This window comes from Bacillus sp. BS98 (assembly GCF_008432245.1).
Taxonomy (GTDB): domain Bacteria; phylum Bacillota; class Bacilli; order Bacillales; family Bacillaceae_G; genus Bacillus_A; species Bacillus_A toyonensis.
Genome location: NZ_CP043830.1, coordinates 4,006,656 through 4,023,370 on the forward strand (window position 1 = coordinate 4,006,656; position 16,715 = coordinate 4,023,370).

Genomic DNA, 16,715 nt, shown 5'->3' on the forward strand with positions numbered 1-16,715 from the left:
TTTATGCCTCCCTTAATTTCTCCATTAATGCAAATAACGCTAACTTATAGCCATAAAAACCAAATCCAACAATTTGTCCTGCACAAACAGCCGCCGTCACAGATTCGTGACGGAACGATTCACGCTGGTGAATGTTAGAGATATGTACTTCAATAACAGGAATCGAAATGCTCGCAATTGCATCTCGAATTGCATAGCTATAATGCGTAAATGCTCCAGGATTTAAAATGATCCCTTCATATATATCTTCAGCCTCATGAAGACGATCGATAATCGCACCTTCATGATTCGATTGGAAACATTCTAACTCCACTCCCATTGTTTTTGCTTCTTGCTTCATATCTGCTTCAAGTGTCGCTAACGTGCCCTTTCCATATACATTTACCTCACGAACACCGAGGCGATTTAAGTTAGGACCGTTTACGAGGAGTAACTTTTTCATATTCTTAAAACTCCTTAATATTAAATATCTATACAACATTTTAACATAGGAGTTACTTATTTGAATAGTTCGTCTTCTCTTCTCCTTCTTGCTCCGCTTTATTACTATTTACTGCGTAAGAAACAGAGTATGCAATAAACACACCATACAATATAAAAATACATATTGTCGTCACAATCGTCTCTTTCGGCAAATTGAACGCACTTTTAATAACAGGTGCCATTAAACCCATTCCGAAAAACAGTAACGCCCACCAAAATAGCCCATAAATAATCCCTGGAATGATTCCTTCAAATTTCGCCAAAAACGCTTTATACAAAAAGGAAATCAAGATTGAAAGAAGTCCCATGCAAACAATTCCTGACAGATTGCCCCATATCCCTTCTTTCCAACTCCCAAACGCAAATGGTAACAGTAAATAATTAGGTCCCGCTTCCGTGAATGAAAATATATGAAGGAAATACCATATTCCTCCCCAAAAAATTCCACCAAACAAACCGATTTGCACATAATTCCTTGTTCCTAATTGTTCTTGACTCACATCAACACCTCCGCTCAATAGTATGCCCGAAACTATTTTGAAGCATGTTTAAATACTGCGAAATTTGTCTATAAAAAGAATAAGAAATGTCCGACTCTCGTAACATTTTCTCTTGTCATATACTTGTATTTGTCGATAAAATAAAGGAAACTCGGTGATTGTCTTATTTCAAAACGACAGAACCCAGTATGACAATTGCCTCTTTTTCTACATAAGAGAGAAACAAATACAGGTTGGTGTTAACATGGCAGAAGAGTCAAAACAAATATATGGCGGGCAAGCAGTCATAGAAGGAGTTATGTTTGGCGGTAGAGAATATACTGTTACAGCGGTTCGTCGTAAAGATAAATCGATTGAATTTTATCGATTACCACGCGTTCGTAATAAAGCATTATCTATCCTAAAAAAAATTCCATTTTTACGAGGTATTGCCGCCATTGTGGACGCAAGTGCGAATGGAGCAAAGCATTTAAACTTCGCTTCAGAACGATTTGATGTCCACCCAGAAGATGATGAACAAATTGCAAATAAAAAAGAAGAACAATCAAAATTAACGATGGTATTAGGAGTTGCAGCAGTTGGCGTTTTATCTTTCATATTCGGTAAAGTCATTTTCACAGCAGTTCCTGCACTATTAGCTGAATTAACGAGACCGATTTTCCCATCTCATACAGGGCAAATCATTGTCGAAAGTGTCATTAAGCTCATGCTACTATTGAGCTATATATACTTTATTTCTTTAACCCCACTTATTAAACGGGTATTTCAGTATCACGGTGCAGAGCATAAAGTAATTAATGCTTATGAGAATAATCTTCCTATGACTGTAGAAAACGTCCAAAAGCAAACCCGCCTCCATTATAGATGTGGTAGTAGCTTTATTATATTTACAGTCATTATTGGAATGTTTGTTTATTTCCTCGTTCCTACAGATCCACTTTGGGCACGAGTAATAAACCGAATTTTATTAATTCCAGTCGTTCTCGGCATTTCGTTTGAAGTACTACAATTTACGAATCGATTGCGAGACATTCCTGTATTACGCATACTTGGATATCCCGGATTATGGCTGCAACTATTAACAACGAAAGAACCAACAGATGATCAAGTGGAAGTAGCTATTGCATCGTTTGAAGAATTATTACGTTTAGAAAACAAACAATAATTATTTAAAAATGGTGTTCAACTCCTCTCCTCATCGTTAATATACTAATTTTAATATATGTTTTTAGGAGGTGTTCCTTATGAACGGTCGTTCGTTTACTTTCGCTATATTTGTGCTTATAATCGGATTAGCAATATTCGGCCTTGTTTCATCTGTAATTACAAATCCAATGGGTGTATTAAGAAATATCGGGTATATGTTACTTGTTGTCGGTATCTTTTACTTGCTATACAAGATGTTTACTAATTCCAGTGGTTCTGCAAATTCGCAAAGCTCATATAAGCGCGCTGCAAAACAATCGAACCGCAAACATGGGAAACAAAATGTAGCACCCCTAAGCAATTCATTCTTGAAACGAAATACTTCTGATGACAAGGGCAAAAAGGGTAATTCTCCATCGTTGAAACGAAAAAGAAAACAATCTCATTTAACTGTCATTGAAGGTAAAAAGAACAAAAAGAAAGACCGTGCTTCCTTTTAGGAAATACGGTCTTTCTTTATACTTTCAAGCACTTCTTTCAAAGTTTTATCTATCATACTTTCAATTCGAAGGTGATGATTTTCAAATGGTAAATTTCTTGTCACATCATTTGGAACAACGACGCATTTTAATCCTGCCGCAACCGCTGCTTTCAATCCATTTAATGAGTCTTCAAATACAACAGCTTCTGATGGTTCAATTCCTAATTCCTCTATTGCAATTCGATAAAGTGCTGGATCTGGTTTTACCTTCTCAACATCTTCTCTCGTTTTAATTACTTCAAAATAATCTCGAATCTGTAGATCTTCTAAAAAACGAACAACCCATTCTCTAGATGAACTAGAAGCTAATGCGATTTTCAATCCCATTTCTTTCGCTTCTTCTAAATATTCTTTTACCCCATCACGCGCTTCTGGTATTTTCATTTTCTCTTTATGTAAAGTCGTCACCTTTTCTTTTAGTGCACGCTCATTAAACTTTTCTTTTAATTGTTCCTTTAAATATGCATAAAGTACATTATCTGTCGTTCCAATACATTTCGCAAATTCCTCTAAAGGTAACTCTCCGCCGTACTCACGAACAGCATCTCTGAAAGAGTGAAACCATATTGTTTCTGTGTCCACAATTAATCCATCAAAATCAAAAATAATTGCTTTCATAATTCTCCCGTCCTTTTCGATTGAAATAAAAAAGGAAACGCCATCCGTTCCCCTTAATTACTTTTCTCTTCATTTGCTTTTTGAACACCACGAAGTGTTTCTACTCGAACCTCATCTTGTTCAAAATATTGTACTAAATCACCGATACGGTCAATTGCTTCCCAACTTAAATGATGTTCAATCCCTTCAACATCATTGTAAATCTTGCTTTCATCCAAACCAATAATACGCATAAACTGCTCTAGCAAGTCATGACGATATACGAGACGTTCTCCGATTTTTTTACCTTTTGATGTTAATACAAGCCCTCTATATTTTTCATAAATTAGATATTCATCTTTGTCTAATTTTTGCACCATTTTTGTTACAGAGGATGGATGTACACTAAGCGCTTCAGCAATATCAGATACGCGGGCATAACCCTTTTCATCAATCAACAAATAAATTTGTTCAATATAATCTTCCATACTAGGGGTAGGCATCGGTTTCCTCCATCCAATTTCATTTTGCTTATTCCGAACGAAGCAATCAATAAAATGATACACCAGAAAGAATAACGTGACAAGGTAGAAACGAGCCTAAATCTGCAAAAGAGAAAAGAACCCGCATTCAAATACAAGTTCCTTTCATGTGAAATATTGAATTTCTGCGTCAGGAAAAAAGTGACGAATATATCCTCGAATCGTTTCCTCCAATACTTCTGCATCATCTTTTTTATAGACGTATTTCCCAATACCGTATCGTCCCCATTTATATTTCCGCTTCTCTTCGTCCATTTCAAGTTTCGTATTCGGATAACGCGCTTGAATGACCTTTTTTGCCGGCTTCGTAAAGCGATGCTGAATTAATTCAAACGTTAAATTTGGTATCACCATATCTTTCAAGGCATTGTATAATCTCTCAAACAATTCACGATACCCCTCTTCCCATCCTTCATGCATATAAAGTGGCGCAACTATAAAGCCAAGTGGATAATTAGCCCCCGCCACTTTACGAGCAGCCTCAATTCTCTCTTCGAACGGCGATGTCCCCGGTTCAAAATTTTTAATCACATAACGTGAATTAATGCTAAATCGAAAACGCGTTTTCCCATTATGCTTTGCATCTAATAAATGATCAACGTGCGAATATTTCGTAACGAAACGTAAACGCCCATGCTCACTTTCTCCCATAAATTCGATCGTTCGCTTTAAAGCATGCGTTAAATGATCAATTCCAACGATATCTGATGTACACGCCGCTTCAAATCTTGTTATTTCTGGTGCCCTTTCATCCATATATTGCTGTGCCTTCTCAAATATTTCATCTAGATTCACATATACACGAACGTAAGGTTTACTACCAAGGGTCGTTTGCAAATAACAATAATGGCAATGTCCCATACACCCTGTTGCAAGCGGAATTGCATATTCAGCTGACGGCTTTGACGTATCAAACTTTAATGTCTTCCTCACCCCAACGACAAGCGTTGCCTTTGCATTGCGATACTTTTGCAAATCATTTTCACCTGGCAAATTTCTAATTTGATTATGGGATGTCGTTTCACGAATTTCTAATCCCATCTTCGTAAACTTCTCATACAGCTCTTTTCCAAGTGGATATTCGAGTGCCTTCGGTTCAAAGTAAACAAGTTTTGGCATAAACGGTTTCATATACTTCCCTCCTCTCGTTAGTATGGAGAACACGGAAAAATTAAAACGCATTAAAGTTTTCCACTTCAGTAACTTGCGTTGCAAGTTACTGAATGTTATAATTTGGATAACAGCTACCTTGCAAGGCAAGTTACCTGAATAAAAGGTGGGGAAATCATGCATAGCCAAATGTTAAAAGGTGTACTCGAAGGTTGCATCCTATACATCATTTCGCAAGAAGAAGTGTATGGATATGAGCTGAGTACAAAATTAAATAAATACGGCTTTACATTTGTCAGCGAAGGAAGCATATATCCGTTATTGTTACGTATGCAAAAAGAGAGGCTAATTGAAGGAACATTAAAAGCTTCCTCACTCGGTCCAAAGCGAAAATATTATCATGTAACCGCTAAAGGAATAGAACAGCTTGAAGAATTTAAACAAAGCTGGGGAATGGTTTCGACAACGGTGAACAACTTATTACAGGGAGAGTGATAGGGATGAATGCGCAAGACATGATTGAATTGAACAACAAAAAACGCGAACTTCTAACATTTGAAAACGAAGCTTCTTATGGCGATATGCTAGTATATCTTCGGTTATCTAACGTACCTGAACAACAAGTAGAAGAACTATTATTAGAAATATTAGATCATCTCATCGAAGCACAAAGAGAAAATAAAAATGCTTATGATATTTTCGGCAATGACTTACAATCTTATTGTGATGAACTCATATCGGCTTTACCAGCTCAAACAAAGTTAGAAAAAACTTCTTTAATCGGTTTTGTTATTAGCTTACTTCTTGCTATACAGTTTGGAATGGATGCACTTGTTTCGACTTTCATTTTAATCTTCAGGAAAAATATCGAACAATTAAGCCCAGCTTTTAGCATCCCTGGAACCACTTTGTTCGTTTCACTTATTATACTAGGCATACTTTTCATTTTATATTTATTAAAGCGCTATTCCTTTGATCAAAAGATGAATTGGAAAAGAAGGATTCTATTTGGATTTGCATTTGCTACTCCATTTTGTTCAGCTGTATTTTTAAATGTCTATTTTAAAAAACAACCTTATCTCATTTACCACCTAACCTTTTGGCAAAACGCCTTAATTGCTATCTTATTTTTCATTTTATATAAATTACTATACAAAAAATCAAATTTTTAACAGCCTTTCAAAAGGCTGTTTTTCTTCTGTCTAATTTTACAAATTGAAAAATTTCATAAAGAAAATAAGAAAAATGCAAAATAATTAAAGTTAATTGTTGACGTGATGCTTTTATTATCGGTATCATAAATCTTCGTGAGCAATTATTTTTCGTTATACGATTTTTTTATTATTACTGAATTTTTGAGAGGAGAAATTAGATGTCAGTTAAGAAGAAAACGCAAGTACGCACCGGCAAAATGGTACGTGAACTAATGTTAGCAGACGAAGATGTAAATGCTTCGCTAATTATGGTATACAGTGAAAACGGTGTAAACGCAGAAATTAAAATCGAGGGCTTAACGCCGAAATGTAACGAAGAATTATTTTTGAGCGGAAACGTGGATTGGAACAAGAGTGTTATTTATAAAATTGTTGATTTCACTGGAAACGCTGAAGTTGGTAAAGTTACATTATCAGCGATGAACAAAAACAATGTTTCTCTAGAAATAGAACGCGTTATGTGGAGTAAAGAAAATAAAGAGGCTGCTGGTCAAGAAGAAACACCGGTAGAAGCCACACCGAAAAAAGAAGTAGTTGTAGAAGCTCCAAAAGCAGTTACACCTGCTCCTAAACCTATTACGCGTGTAGAAACACCTGCTATGGCCCCTAAGCCTACTCCGGTACCGACGCCGAAGCCAGTAAGCGTAGAAGCAGCTGTAGAACTAACTACTCCAGCACCTGTGAAAAAAGTAGTCCCTACTTCAGTTACAAAGCAAGAGACAGTACCGGTTGCTCCAGCAAAACCGAAACAACCTGCTTTGACTGAAACAAATTCAAAACTACAAGAAAATTATGTGAAACTCGTGAAAAAGACAATTGAAGTTTGTCAAGATTACGAGCTTGGCATCGACATAGATGATTCTATTGAAGGCTTAAAAGAAGAACTACAAAGCCAAGGTATTAGCGTTACATTTGACAAAGAAATTATGGACGTTGTAAATCGCCTTCGTTCTTTACAAGATAAAGGAATCAAAGTAGAAAAAGTACTTAATTTACTATAAAAAAATAAGAGATGGCAATTGCCATCTCTTATTTTTTATAATTCCATTCCTTACTTTCATACTTTTCTTTTGCTAACGTTTGAACTTCATGTAACTGTTCTTCTGTTAATTCATATGGCACAAGCTCTATATCCAATCCTTTTTCAAACCCAACCTCGAACGCTTTAATTAACTGTTCGATCGTAAATGTACGGTCTGTCAATTTATTAATTGCTACCGCTTTAGAAGAAAACATACTTTTCATACGTTCTTTCACACGTTCATTTGGGAATAAAAATAGGTCGTATAGTTCGTCTAAATCTATTTCTAACGGAATCGATCCGTGCTGTAAAATAACACCTTTTTGACGTGTTTGAGCACTACCTGCGATTTTTCTTCCTTCAACTACAATTTCATACCAAGATGGCGCATCAAAACATACTCCTGAACGCGGATTTTTTAAATTCTCACGATCCGCCTCTGTTTTCGGAACTGCATAATACGCTTCTAATCCTAATGCCTTAAAACCGTCCAATAAGCCTTGCGAAATAATGCGGTATGCTTCCGTAACTGTTTTTGGCATATTTGGATGATCTTCAGACACAATAACACTGTACGTTAATTCTTTGTCATGTAGTACACCCCTGCCGCCTGTTTGACGACGAACGAACCCATATTTCTTTTCGTTAACTACATCCATATTTATATCTTTTTCAACACGCTGGAAATACCCGACTGTTAATGTTGGTACTTCCCATTCATAAAAACGAATTGTTGGTTGCATCTTCTTTTCACTTTGCCAATTTAATAAACATTCGTCTAACGCCATATTAAACGCTGGTGAACATTGACCAGAGTTAATATAACACCATTTTTCTTTTCCCATCCTACACCTCATATAACCAATTATTTTTCACATTCTCTAGTCTACCAAATTCGACAAAATTTGTGAAAGAATACGAAATTTCTCCTTATATACAAATGAATCTGTTGCATAAATACATATGGGCATTATAATATTGAAAGTAGGATAAGAAAAAAGGGAGCGATAGAACCGTGTCAACAACTTGGATTATTTTATTAGCCGTAATCGTAGCGTTCATCGGTTACACTGTATGGATGTATTTCTATCAGAAAAAATTAATTAAAACTCTTACAGAAGAAGAATTTCGCGCTGGCTACCGTAAAGCACAGCTTATCGATATTCGCGAAGCAGACGAATATAACGCAGGGCACATTTTAGGTGCACGTAACATTCCGTTATCACAAATTCGCCTTCGTCATAAAGAACTTCGCCAAGATCAACCTGTTTACTTATACTGCCAAAGCGGATTCCGTACAGGCCGTGCAGCTCAATACTTAAAAAAACAAGGTTACAAAGATTTCTACCAATTACAAGGTGGATTTAAATCTTGGACAGGTAAAATTAAAAAGAAATAACATACAAAAACTAGCTGCATGCTGCAGTTAGTTTTTTATTTCATATTGTTTGCAATGTAATATAGATTCTTTTTTATTACATCTGCATCGTTCTCTTCTACATTACGATATAATAACTGATATTCAATCCCCTTTTCTTTCCATAGAAGCGTAGCAAATTCCTCTCCTCTCTCGAAGTCATCTTTATTTTTAAAATAAGCAGACGCTCCATTATTCAATTTCATTTGTTCTTGAAATCGCTTTTCTTCTACAAAATCCGGAAAACTGTAAGGGAAATTTGCAACAGTTAGCTCAATATACTCATGTCTACCTTGCTCCTGTTGTTTATATTTAATCGTTAAGACAGCATTCTTCTTTTCAATCGTTCTTACTTCACCCAACACATCACTCGTAATGTCATACGGTAAAAAGGTAGGAACTTTAAATTTCGCCGGAAAATATTTTGGAAGTTCTTTTAACGGAATCGGATCCGTAACGCGATCTGTAGCCCCACCTGTTGTTCCCACAAATGTTTTTTCTTCTTGCATCGTTTGCTGAAATGAACATGAGCTAAGTAATACACTAGAAAACACGAAACAAATGATTCCTTTTTTCAATTTGTTTCCGCCCTTTCATACCGCCCTCTTAACGAACAAAGCGTTTATATGTTGTTCATATTCGCTTGAATGCCACACTCCACCTTTGAAAACTTTCCTCGTTATTCTCACACATTTTGACAAAACTGCTTTCAAACAAACAGAAAGACTTCGCTATTCTTACGCCCAAACGAAATGGTTACGCGAATAATAGAAGTCCTATTTATAACATAGATTGTGAAAAGCTTTTCAGGTCAAGATTTTTTCATTCTACTTATTTTCCCTTTATAATAAGTAAAGAGGTGATCCATATGGCCAATATAAAACAAATCGCTAAAACTGCTGGTGTATCTATATCAACCGTTTCCCGTGTCTTAAACAATCACCCTTACGTAAAAGAAGACAAACGGAAACGAGTTCTAGAGGCGGTTGAAGAATTAAACTACGCAAAAAATATAAATGCTATTCATTTAATAAAGGGGAAAACATATACAATCGGGGTTATGCTCCCTTTCATTAATGTCCCTTACTTCAGTACCATTATTGAAGGAATCGGAAACGAAGCGTTAGCAGCTGGATATCACATTAATTTATGCCAAACAAATTACGATAGTATTGAAGAAATTCGTGTTCTTGAAATGATGAAAATGAAACAATTTGACGGGATGATTATTTGTTCTCGAACGAGTTCATGGGAACAAATCGAACCTTTCGCAAAATTCGCCCCTATTATTTCATGTGAAAAAATGAACCACCCCCTCATTTCATCTGTCTACGTAGATCATTATGAAGGATTCCGGCTCGGTACTGCATATTTACTAAGTAAAGGCCATGAAAAAATCGGAATTTGTTTAGCAAGAAAAACGAGTGTAAATTCTATGGAACGTGAAAAAGCGTTTGCTGATACACTTCATAACGAAGGTCAAACGTTACATCCTGAATGGATTTTTCATCAATGCTATACAATGCAGGACGGAGCACAAATACTCCACCGTATTTTACATATGAAAAATCGTCCAACTGCTATTTTCACAGCGAATGACCAAGTAGCTGCCGGTTTATTAACAGAAGCAAAGAAACATGGTGTTCGCGTCCCTGAAGATCTCGCTATTTTAGGATTCGATAACCATGAAATTTCAAAGGCGTTAGAAATTTCGACTATTGAACACCCTGGTCTTACGATGGGATCACGTGCTTTTACCTTATTCCATAAACAGATGCAGGACGAACAAATAACCGGGAACTCAGAAGAACTTCCATTCCATTTAATTGAGCGAAAAACAGTCTGAAAAGGAGCGTTAACTATAGCACTCTTTTTCAGCTTTTCACCTATTGACTTTGTGTTTTTTATCTCATATAATAATCCTAACGAACGGTAGGTAGGGGATGAAAATGACAGCAAATCGCATTAAAGCTGTAGCACTTTCTCATTTCGCACGCTACGGCTATGAAGGAACTTCATTGGCAAATATTGCCCAAGAAGTTGGGATTAAAAAACCATCGATTTACGCACACTTTAAAGGAAAAGAAGAGCTATATTTCATATGCTTAGAATCTGCTCTTCAAAAAGATTTGCAGAGCTTCACAGGCGATATCGAAAGCTTTTCCAATTCGTCCACTGAAGAATTGCTATTAAAATTATTAAAAGGCTACGCAAAACGATTTGGTGAAAGTGAAGAATCAATGTTTTGGTTACGAACTTCTTATTTTCCGCCTGATGCATTTCGCGAACAAATTATTAATAAAGCAAATGTACACATTGAAAACGTCGGAAAACTTTTATTCCCGGTATTTAAAAGAGCAAGCGAACAAGATGAGCTGCATAACATTGAAGTAAAAGACGCCTTAGAGGCTTTTCTATGCTTACTCGACGGTCTTATGGTTGAACTACTATACGCAGGTTTAAATCGTTTTGAGACACGTTTAGACGCTTCTTGGAAAGTATTTTGGCGCGGACTTTCAAACTGACGGATTGCTCCTTTGCAATGCGTCGTTTTTAAGCCCTTTACCTAACGACTGGTAGGAAGGAGAAATGACATATGGCATGGATTTATGTAATCATCGCTGGTATTATTGAAATCTTTTGGGTGATTGGACTAAAAAAAGCGGAGGCACCACTTGAGTGGGCTGGTGTTGCGCTATTAATTACAATTAGTTTCGTCTTATTATTTAGAGCTTATAAAGATTTACCTGTCGGCACTGTATACGCAGTCTTCACAGGAATCGGAGCGGGCGGAATCGTTCTTACAGAAATTTTCATCTTCGGAGAACCGTTCTCTATCGTAAAAGTTTTATTAATCGGTTTAATCTTCTTCGGAGTAATTGGTTTAAAACGAGTAACAGAAGAAAAAGAAACGAAGGAGGCCGCATAAAATGGCTTGGGTATTTTTAATTCTAGCTGGTATTTGTGAAATTATTGGTGTACTCTTTATGAAAGTAGCCACTGAAAAGAAAGGCTGGGCACCAAAAGTTATTTTAATCGCTAACTTCGGCGTAAGCTTCTTCTTCTTATCCCTTGCGATGGACACATTACCGATGGGAACTGCTTACGCGATTTGGACTGGAATCGGAACTGCCGGAAGTGCACTTCTAGGCATTCTTATTTTCCGAGAATCAGCGGATTGGCGTCGTCTTGCCTTCTTAAGCTGCATTCTATGCGGCGCTGTTGGCTTAAAACTATTAAGCTAACGTGAGGTGAATGTCATGTGGAGAGAAAAAGGAAAACAAATGTTAGCATGGATCACACTCGTGATCGCCATTCTACTGCAAGTAAGTTTTCATATAATAGAATGGTTGTTTCATAAAGTATTATCCATTCTTGCATTCCTTCCGAACATGACACTTGAAATTTTATCTATCGTTTGGTCCATTATCGCTTCCATTGCAATCGTAATTATATGGAGTATCGCCAAGCTATATAATAAGTTATTTAAAAAGGACAGTTACTCTGAAAAAGAGTAACTGTCCTTTTTTATATAGATTCAGACTTTCTATAGAAGTTTGATGTGATAAGACAAAGCAGACCAACTACGACAACACTCATACCAATTCCTTTATGCAAACTAGGAAATAGCATTGGTATATCCGAATAAAAGTTTGCTAATATGCAACCAATTGAAACTAAAAGTATTCCTATTCTATATAACCATTTTCTTTTGTTCATCATTCTCCCTCCTAAAATTTTTCATACACTCCTTCCTTTTGGACATACTACCTAAAAAAGGAGTGGATCCTATGCAAAATTCTATACATAAACAGATCCTATTTTTATTTTTCCTCTTTCTCATTCTCATTATCGTTTTCAGCTTTATATTACATACTCCAAAAGATGTTGTACCGAATAGCCTCTCTGTTTATAAACTATTACTTTCATATTGTCGATATTGAAGAAGGTGCCTTTTATGAGGCACCTTTTAAAATTCTCTCTTCTCATACAATTTCATTGAAACGAAGGCAGATACTATGAACATGCATATTGAACTAACGAATAATAAACTGTTATATAGTTGGATTTGTTCCAGGTTGATTTCAAAGAACATAGTACAAATGGCTGTCGGTGCTATTAGCATGAAAAGCGTAATAAAAATAGCTTTTTTATATGCTAGCCAAAATGATATCGGTAAAACCAAGCTTAAATATATTAAAATAAAGCTAATACTAGCAACCATTGTCGTTTCAATAAATTCAAATAGGTTAACCCCATTCTTCATTCCCATCGTGAAACAACCGACTATTACACTTATAAAAAGAATAATAATTGCTACTATATATTTCGCATACACAATTTGTTTTCTCAATATTGGTAAACTATTTACTATCACTTCACTCTCATTTTTACTATCTGCTTCAAATGTTTTTACTGTTGCCCCAATTGTAATAATTACTGACATAATTATGAACAGATTTTCCGTATCTGTTAAGGCCATATAAAAGAAAATAGGATACAGTATGTACCAAATTAAAAATTTCCATTGAATGATGAAATCTTTTAAAATTAATTGCTTAATCATGTATTACACCTCCTAACATGAAAATGCCACTTCTATAACTCTGCCTCTTGAAACATTTTCATTGAGAGTAACATTGATATGACTATACTTACTAACACTCCGATACCAAGAACACTCATCGCTACTGTAGCATCCTCAGAGTGAAGTACTTTTAACATAATTGTTTTATCACCAAAAACATTACACATAAGGCCAATCATACCTATTAAAGGAAAAATCATAATTACATACAAGACAGTAGTAGCTTTATTTCCTCCGATGTAATTAGTAGGTATCATTATCACACAATAAATCAAAGTTGCTACTATTGCTGAAAACATTGCATATCCAGGAATAACTATATCTCTGTCCAACAAAATATTTCCTAATATTACGACTATAAAAGTTGTACTCAAACCGACTATAATAAATAATGTAGTTGAAATATATTTAGCTATAACTATCTCTTTTCTCGTTATAGGCAAACTCACTAATACTTTTTCTGTTTTACTTTTTTCTTCATAATAAAAAGAAATATATATAATCATACTACATGTCATAAATAATCCTATTGCAATCCCCATCGGTTCTACAGAATTCCTAAAAATCGATAAAACGGGTATTAAAAAATAGAAAGGAATCATCTTCTTCTGTAAGAAAAACTCCTTCAAAATTAACTGTTGCATATGAATTCTCCTCTCTATAAATCACGGGCTCCATAAATTTTAATTGTTAGAAACATAGAAGCGATATAAATACTAACTAATGTAATGAATCCAACTATAAATACACCAATATGCATAGGATTCATAATCCACTCAATGAATGAAGGTGCTATTCCATTGATCTCATCACTAATAAATATCCAAAGTATCCCTCCGACTCCTATTGAGGCTGCTGATACTATACTTCTTACTACCTTCGACTTTGTACCATAATAACTAGGGAAAAACGTGACAACCAAAAATACGGCGTAAACAGCTCCATTTATTATTTCATACCACGGAATTTCAATGTATAGATTAGGATGATATGCCCCGATATCACCGATGACCACAATGCCTCTTATAAGAAAAACAACTAACATCGTAGAGAGCATGCCACCTACAATAAATATTGCACAGGAAATATATCTAGCAATTATGATATCCTTTCGACTTAACGGTAAACTATTTATTACAATGTCACTTTTATTCCTTTCATCCATATAGATTAGCGTCATAACGGAGGAAAGGGTTATAAATAGACAACTCATCGGAAATAACAATTCACTCCCGGGCTCAAGTAAAAAGAACATAAGGGGCATAATAAGATTCACTAACCAAGTTACCCGAAAAAAGAACAAATCTTTATAGATGAGCTGACGCATAGGCACCTCTCCCTTTCGCAGTGTAAACGATAATATCATCTAATGTAGGCTTTTCTAGTACAACCTCATTTCCAAACCAATCGATAATTACTTGTTTATCCTTCGCTAAACCTTCAAAACCAAATTTATTTTTTCGTAATCCAACAAATAGCTCTTTTCCTTCTCGATCCAATAAATCATTACTTCCCTTTACGATTACGTAGCTCTCCATTAATTCATCTTTCTCACCAGTAAATATAATTTCCCCATCGTTGATAAAAGTAATATAATCTGCGATGCGCTCTAAGTCTGTTGTAATGTGCGTTGAGAATAATACAGATACTTCATCTTCCATTACAATTTCTTGCAATATATCAAGCAATTCACTTCGAACAACTGGGTCCAATCCTGCTGTTGGTTCATCCATAATAATAAACTCTGCATGATGCGAAAGCGCGATGGCAATCGCAAATTTCATTTTCATCCCTTTAGATAACTCTTTAATTTTTTTATACTTTGGAACTTGTAATCTCTCCATATACGATTGATACTGACATTCGTCCCACTTTTTATATAGCGGTGCAATAATACGCTTCATTTGTTCACACGTTAAATCTTCGTAGTAATGATTTTCATCATATACAAAGCCGATATTTTGTTTTATTTCCTTTTCTGCTTTCTTATTGTCCTTGCCAAAAATTTGTATATCGCCGCTCTCTTTTCTAATTAAATTCATAATCATTTTGATCGTCGTACTTTTCCCAGCACCATTCGGTCCGACAAATCCCATAATATATCCACGTGGCAGCGTAAAACTTATATTTTTCACTGCAAAATCTTGATATCTTTTACAAACGTTTTTTAGCTCTAACATTCCTTATTCCCCCTCATATAAACACGCAATCATCTGCTGTAAATCTTCAAGTGAAAGCTGCAACACTTTACTTTCTCTCACAATTTCTTCAGCCTTACTTTCCAATAAACGTAAGCGCTGTTCTTTTAATAGTTCATTGTTTTTACGTGAAACATAAGTCCCCTTCCCAGCAACAGTTTCTATATATCCTTCTTTTTCAAGTTCCTCGTACGCACGCTTCGTTGTAATTACACTAATTTGTAATTCCTTCGCTAAGCTACGAATAGACGGCAGTTGGTCTCCCCCCTTTAAACCACCATTTAAAATAAGCTGGCTTAATTGTTTCCTTATTTGTACATAAATAGGGTCTTGGGAAGAATTCGAAATAATAATATTCATGTTTTCCTCCAGTGTGTATATACTGTATATATCTTATATATACAGTATATGCACACCATCCTATTTTTGGCAAGAAAAAAAGACCAACATTTTCCTGTTGGTCTTTCGTATATGTATCACTTTTCAAAGCGATCTAACATTTCGTCTCTCATTCCGAAACTAACAACCGCAATTCCTACATACATAAACAGAAGGAATGCCGGATGAACTGTATTGTACCAGCTGCTATCAACAATTAAATAAATCGTTAACGCCACAACAAGAACAAACGCTAAAATAAACATATAAAAGTGTCTTGTACTACCCATGATAAACTCCTCTCTACTCTCTGCACCATTCAACAGTATATTTTATCGAATAATTCGATATGACTCAAGGTTAACTTTCTTTTATGTAATCAAGTTCTACCTTTACAATGTCCTCACATGCTATTGAAATGATTGTTCCTTGTTTATCAATCGCCGTCACTTCTCTATTATCCATTACACGATGTGCTACTCTTTCTAACACTTTTCCTTGGTCTCGATAGCAAAATTCTTTTACATCTTTAATTGTTTCTCCATTTTCTAAATGGTATACCATTCTATAACATCGATATCCCATACTTTCACCCCCGCCTTGCTCGTTTTTTCACATATACATAAAAATGAGTAATTTTTGCCTCATCACATCTTCTTAATTTCAATAAAATTCTAACAAAAATAAATACTTTTATCAAACCGACTTTTTCAACAAAACTACCTATAAAACTACATCTTTACACAATTATGAAACAAAAAATATAAAGTTTTAACATTTTCTTCACTATTTCTGCATAAAGTGAAACTTTAATCAGTGGGGATTTTTGTTCATCCCCACTGATTATTAGCCTTCACCAATCGGGCATTTACGGACAGTTTATCTCCCACCTGGCTTCTTTGCACCAGCTAAGTTTTGAGTTGGGAGTTTTACTGTCCACAAATAGCAGGACAAATTCTCCAAACAAAAAAAGAACCCGC

The 16,715-nt window shown here is 35.4% G+C and carries 26 protein-coding genes; 11 read left to right on the forward strand and 15 right to left on the reverse strand.

The window, feature by feature from the left end:
• Window position 1: 1 nt before the first annotated feature.
• Together aroQ and F0362_RS20715 are read right to left on the reverse strand one after the other, a co-directional pair.
• Complete coding sequence (aroQ, locus tag F0362_RS20710; RefSeq protein WP_000735144.1) at window positions 2–442, reverse strand: type II 3-dehydroquinate dehydratase; 441 nt, start codon at window positions 440–442, stop codon at window positions 2–4.
• Window positions 443–494: 52 nt separating this feature from the next.
• Entirely contained in the window at window positions 495–983 is a 489-nt protein-coding gene (locus tag F0362_RS20715; RefSeq protein ID WP_000076902.1) for a YqhR family membrane protein, read from the reverse strand.
• A gap of 244 nt (window positions 984–1,227) precedes the next feature.
• On the opposite strand from F0362_RS20715, the gene F0362_RS20720 reads away from it, so the two are divergent.
• Both F0362_RS20720 and F0362_RS20725 read left to right on the forward strand, forming a co-directional pair.
• Window positions 1,228–2,148, forward strand: a complete 921-nt coding sequence (locus F0362_RS20720) for a DUF1385 domain-containing protein (protein WP_000797102.1) — start codon at window positions 1,228–1,230, stop codon at window positions 2,146–2,148.
• 79 nt (window positions 2,149–2,227) lie between these two features.
• A complete protein-coding gene (locus F0362_RS20725) occupies window positions 2,228–2,629 on the forward strand; it encodes an SA1362 family protein (protein WP_001014465.1) in 402 nt (133 codons plus the stop codon).
• Here F0362_RS20725 and F0362_RS20730 read toward each other — a convergent pair.
• The 3 genes from F0362_RS20730 to splB all read right to left on the reverse strand — a co-directional run bounded on the left by F0362_RS20730 (window position 2,626) and on the right by splB (window position 4,940).
• A complete protein-coding gene (locus tag F0362_RS20730; RefSeq protein ID WP_000643926.1) occupies window positions 2,626–3,288 on the reverse strand; it encodes an HAD family hydrolase in 663 nt (220 codons plus the stop codon). The two genes, F0362_RS20725 and F0362_RS20730, sit on opposite strands and share 4 nt — an antisense overlap.
• Window positions 3,289–3,341: 53 nt before the next feature.
• On the reverse strand, window positions 3,342–3,770 hold the full coding sequence (gene mntR / locus F0362_RS20735) for a transcriptional regulator MntR (protein WP_001143071.1): 429 nt from the start codon (window positions 3,768–3,770) through the stop codon (window positions 3,342–3,344).
• 144 nt (window positions 3,771–3,914) lie between these two features.
• On the reverse strand, window positions 3,915–4,940 hold the full coding sequence (gene splB / locus F0362_RS20740; RefSeq protein WP_000802126.1) for a spore photoproduct lyase: 1,026 nt from the start codon (window positions 4,938–4,940) through the stop codon (window positions 3,915–3,917).
• A 156-nt stretch (window positions 4,941–5,096) separates the two neighbouring features.
• Between splB and F0362_RS20745 the strand changes: the two genes are divergently transcribed.
• The 3 genes from F0362_RS20745 to F0362_RS20755 all read left to right on the forward strand — a co-directional run bounded on the left by F0362_RS20745 (window position 5,097) and on the right by F0362_RS20755 (window position 7,134).
• On the forward strand, window positions 5,097–5,414 hold the full coding sequence (locus tag F0362_RS20745) for a PadR family transcriptional regulator (RefSeq protein ID WP_149889944.1): 318 nt from the start codon (window positions 5,097–5,099) through the stop codon (window positions 5,412–5,414).
• Between the two features lie 5 nt (window positions 5,415–5,419).
• Window positions 5,420–6,091: a DUF1129 family protein gene (locus F0362_RS20750; RefSeq protein WP_000993577.1), complete on the forward strand. Its 672-nt coding sequence runs from the start codon at window positions 5,420–5,422 to the stop codon at window positions 6,089–6,091.
• Between the two features lie 200 nt (window positions 6,092–6,291).
• Entirely contained in the window at window positions 6,292–7,134 is an 843-nt protein-coding gene (locus F0362_RS20755; RefSeq protein WP_000111890.1) for a hypothetical protein, read from the forward strand.
• Between the two features lie 28 nt (window positions 7,135–7,162).
• On the opposite strand, the gene F0362_RS20760 is transcribed toward F0362_RS20755, so the two are convergent.
• Entirely contained in the window at window positions 7,163–7,999 is an 837-nt protein-coding gene (locus F0362_RS20760) for a lipoate--protein ligase family protein (protein WP_000514088.1), read from the reverse strand.
• Between the two features lie 170 nt (window positions 8,000–8,169).
• Between F0362_RS20760 and F0362_RS20765 the strand changes: the two genes are divergently transcribed.
• Window positions 8,170–8,553 (forward strand): rhodanese-like domain-containing protein, encoded by a 384-nt coding sequence (locus tag F0362_RS20765; RefSeq protein ID WP_000108653.1) that lies wholly within the window; start codon window positions 8,170–8,172, stop codon window positions 8,551–8,553.
• 35 nt (window positions 8,554–8,588) lie between these two features.
• On the opposite strand, the gene F0362_RS20770 is transcribed toward F0362_RS20765, so the two are convergent.
• Entirely contained in the window at window positions 8,589–9,125 is a 537-nt protein-coding gene (locus F0362_RS20770) for a hypothetical protein (protein WP_002048959.1), read from the reverse strand.
• 314 nt (window positions 9,126–9,439) lie between these two features.
• On the opposite strand from F0362_RS20770, the gene F0362_RS20775 reads away from it, so the two are divergent.
• The 5 genes from F0362_RS20775 to F0362_RS20795 all read left to right on the forward strand — a co-directional run bounded on the left by F0362_RS20775 (window position 9,440) and on the right by F0362_RS20795 (window position 12,089).
• Entirely contained in the window at window positions 9,440–10,417 is a 978-nt protein-coding gene (locus tag F0362_RS20775; RefSeq protein WP_001273954.1) for a LacI family DNA-binding transcriptional regulator, read from the forward strand.
• A gap of 97 nt (window positions 10,418–10,514) precedes the next feature.
• On the forward strand, window positions 10,515–11,096 hold the full coding sequence (locus tag F0362_RS20780) for a TetR/AcrR family transcriptional regulator (protein WP_002005730.1): 582 nt from the start codon (window positions 10,515–10,517) through the stop codon (window positions 11,094–11,096).
• A gap of 71 nt (window positions 11,097–11,167) precedes the next feature.
• Window positions 11,168–11,500, forward strand: coding sequence for a DMT family transporter (locus tag F0362_RS20785; protein WP_000312340.1), 333 nt, complete (start codon window positions 11,168–11,170; stop codon window positions 11,498–11,500).
• 1 nt (window position 11,501) lies between these two features.
• Complete coding sequence (locus F0362_RS20790) at window positions 11,502–11,816, forward strand: DMT family transporter (protein ID WP_000312621.1); 315 nt, start codon at window positions 11,502–11,504, stop codon at window positions 11,814–11,816.
• A 15-nt stretch (window positions 11,817–11,831) separates the two neighbouring features.
• Window positions 11,832–12,089, forward strand: a complete 258-nt coding sequence (locus F0362_RS20795; protein WP_000267969.1) for a DUF3975 family protein — start codon at window positions 11,832–11,834, stop codon at window positions 12,087–12,089.
• Window positions 12,090–12,099: 10 nt separating this feature from the next.
• On the opposite strand, the gene F0362_RS20800 is transcribed toward F0362_RS20795, so the two are convergent.
• The 8 genes from F0362_RS20800 to F0362_RS20835 form a co-directional block, all read right to left on the reverse strand.
• Window positions 12,100–12,291 carry a hypothetical protein gene (locus F0362_RS20800; protein ID WP_001042435.1) on the reverse strand — a complete coding sequence of 64 codons (192 nt, stop codon included), beginning with the start codon at window positions 12,289–12,291 and terminating at the stop codon, window positions 12,100–12,102.
• Window positions 12,292–12,541: 250 nt separating this feature from the next.
• On the reverse strand, window positions 12,542–13,138 hold the full coding sequence (locus F0362_RS20805) for an ABC-2 transporter permease (RefSeq protein ID WP_000595334.1): 597 nt from the start codon (window positions 13,136–13,138) through the stop codon (window positions 12,542–12,544).
• A 32-nt stretch (window positions 13,139–13,170) separates the two neighbouring features.
• Window positions 13,171–13,803, reverse strand: coding sequence for an ABC-2 transporter permease (locus F0362_RS20810; protein WP_001186575.1), 633 nt, complete (start codon window positions 13,801–13,803; stop codon window positions 13,171–13,173).
• Window positions 13,804–13,817: 14 nt separating this feature from the next.
• On the reverse strand, window positions 13,818–14,486 hold the full coding sequence (locus F0362_RS20815; RefSeq protein WP_001249435.1) for an ABC-2 transporter permease: 669 nt from the start codon (window positions 14,484–14,486) through the stop codon (window positions 13,818–13,820).
• Window positions 14,467–15,339 (reverse strand): ABC transporter ATP-binding protein, encoded by an 873-nt coding sequence (locus F0362_RS20820; protein WP_000891283.1) that lies wholly within the window; start codon window positions 15,337–15,339, stop codon window positions 14,467–14,469. Before F0362_RS20820 ends, F0362_RS20815 begins: the two co-directional genes overlap by 20 nt.
• Before the next feature lie 3 nt (window positions 15,340–15,342).
• Complete coding sequence (locus F0362_RS20825) at window positions 15,343–15,717, reverse strand: GntR family transcriptional regulator (protein WP_001021357.1); 375 nt, start codon at window positions 15,715–15,717, stop codon at window positions 15,343–15,345.
• A 116-nt stretch (window positions 15,718–15,833) separates the two neighbouring features.
• Window positions 15,834–16,025, reverse strand: a complete 192-nt coding sequence (locus F0362_RS20830; RefSeq protein ID WP_000535934.1) for a hypothetical protein — start codon at window positions 16,023–16,025, stop codon at window positions 15,834–15,836.
• A gap of 70 nt (window positions 16,026–16,095) precedes the next feature.
• Window positions 16,096–16,320 (reverse strand): DUF3929 domain-containing protein, encoded by a 225-nt coding sequence (locus F0362_RS20835; protein ID WP_000542262.1) that lies wholly within the window; start codon window positions 16,318–16,320, stop codon window positions 16,096–16,098.
• Between the last annotated feature and the right edge of the window lie 395 nt (window positions 16,321–16,715).

Coding starts and splice junctions, on each gene's coding strand:
- F0362_RS20800 (WP_001042435.1), bottom strand. CDS start 12,291: ATGAACAAAAGAAAATGGTTATATAGAATAGGAATACTTTTAGTTTCA.
- F0362_RS20760 (WP_000514088.1), bottom strand. CDS start 7,999: ATGGGAAAAGAAAAATGGTGTTATATTAACTCTGGTCAATGTTCACCA.
- splB (WP_000802126.1), bottom strand. CDS start 4,940: ATGAAACCGTTTATGCCAAAACTTGTTTACTTTGAACCGAAGGCACTC.
- F0362_RS20720 (WP_000797102.1), top strand. CDS start 1,228: ATGGCAGAAGAGTCAAAACAAATATATGGCGGGCAAGCAGTCATAGAA.
- F0362_RS20750 (WP_000993577.1), top strand. CDS start 5,420: ATGAATGCGCAAGACATGATTGAATTGAACAACAAAAAACGCGAACTT.
- F0362_RS20815 (WP_001249435.1), bottom strand. CDS start 14,486: ATGCGTCAGCTCATCTATAAAGATTTGTTCTTTTTTCGGGTAACTTGG.
- F0362_RS20755 (WP_000111890.1), top strand. CDS start 6,292: ATGTCAGTTAAGAAGAAAACGCAAGTACGCACCGGCAAAATGGTACGT.
- F0362_RS20805 (WP_000595334.1), bottom strand. CDS start 13,138: ATGATTAAGCAATTAATTTTAAAAGATTTCATCATTCAATGGAAATTT.
- F0362_RS20825 (WP_001021357.1), bottom strand. CDS start 15,717: ATGAATATTATTATTTCGAATTCTTCCCAAGACCCTATTTATGTACAA.
- F0362_RS20775 (WP_001273954.1), top strand. CDS start 9,440: ATGGCCAATATAAAACAAATCGCTAAAACTGCTGGTGTATCTATATCA.
- F0362_RS20820 (WP_000891283.1), bottom strand. CDS start 15,339: ATGTTAGAGCTAAAAAACGTTTGTAAAAGATATCAAGATTTTGCAGTG.
- F0362_RS20830 (WP_000535934.1), bottom strand. CDS start 16,025: ATGGGTAGTACAAGACACTTTTATATGTTTATTTTAGCGTTTGTTCTT.
- F0362_RS20730 (WP_000643926.1), bottom strand. CDS start 3,288: ATGAAAGCAATTATTTTTGATTTTGATGGATTAATTGTGGACACAGAA.
- aroQ (WP_000735144.1), bottom strand. CDS start 442: ATGAAAAAGTTACTCCTCGTAAACGGTCCTAACTTAAATCGCCTCGGT.
- F0362_RS20725 (WP_001014465.1), top strand. CDS start 2,228: ATGAACGGTCGTTCGTTTACTTTCGCTATATTTGTGCTTATAATCGGA.
- F0362_RS20790 (WP_000312621.1), top strand. CDS start 11,502: ATGGCTTGGGTATTTTTAATTCTAGCTGGTATTTGTGAAATTATTGGT.
- F0362_RS20745 (WP_149889944.1), top strand. CDS start 5,097: ATGCATAGCCAAATGTTAAAAGGTGTACTCGAAGGTTGCATCCTATAC.
- F0362_RS20810 (WP_001186575.1), bottom strand. CDS start 13,803: ATGCAACAGTTAATTTTGAAGGAGTTTTTCTTACAGAAGAAGATGATT.
- F0362_RS20780 (WP_002005730.1), top strand. CDS start 10,515: ATGAAAATGACAGCAAATCGCATTAAAGCTGTAGCACTTTCTCATTTC.
- F0362_RS20795 (WP_000267969.1), top strand. CDS start 11,832: ATGTGGAGAGAAAAAGGAAAACAAATGTTAGCATGGATCACACTCGTG.
- F0362_RS20785 (WP_000312340.1), top strand. CDS start 11,168: ATGGCATGGATTTATGTAATCATCGCTGGTATTATTGAAATCTTTTGG.
- mntR (WP_001143071.1), bottom strand. CDS start 3,770: ATGCCTACCCCTAGTATGGAAGATTATATTGAACAAATTTATTTGTTG.
- F0362_RS20835 (WP_000542262.1), bottom strand. CDS start 16,320: ATGGGATATCGATGTTATAGAATGGTATACCATTTAGAAAATGGAGAA.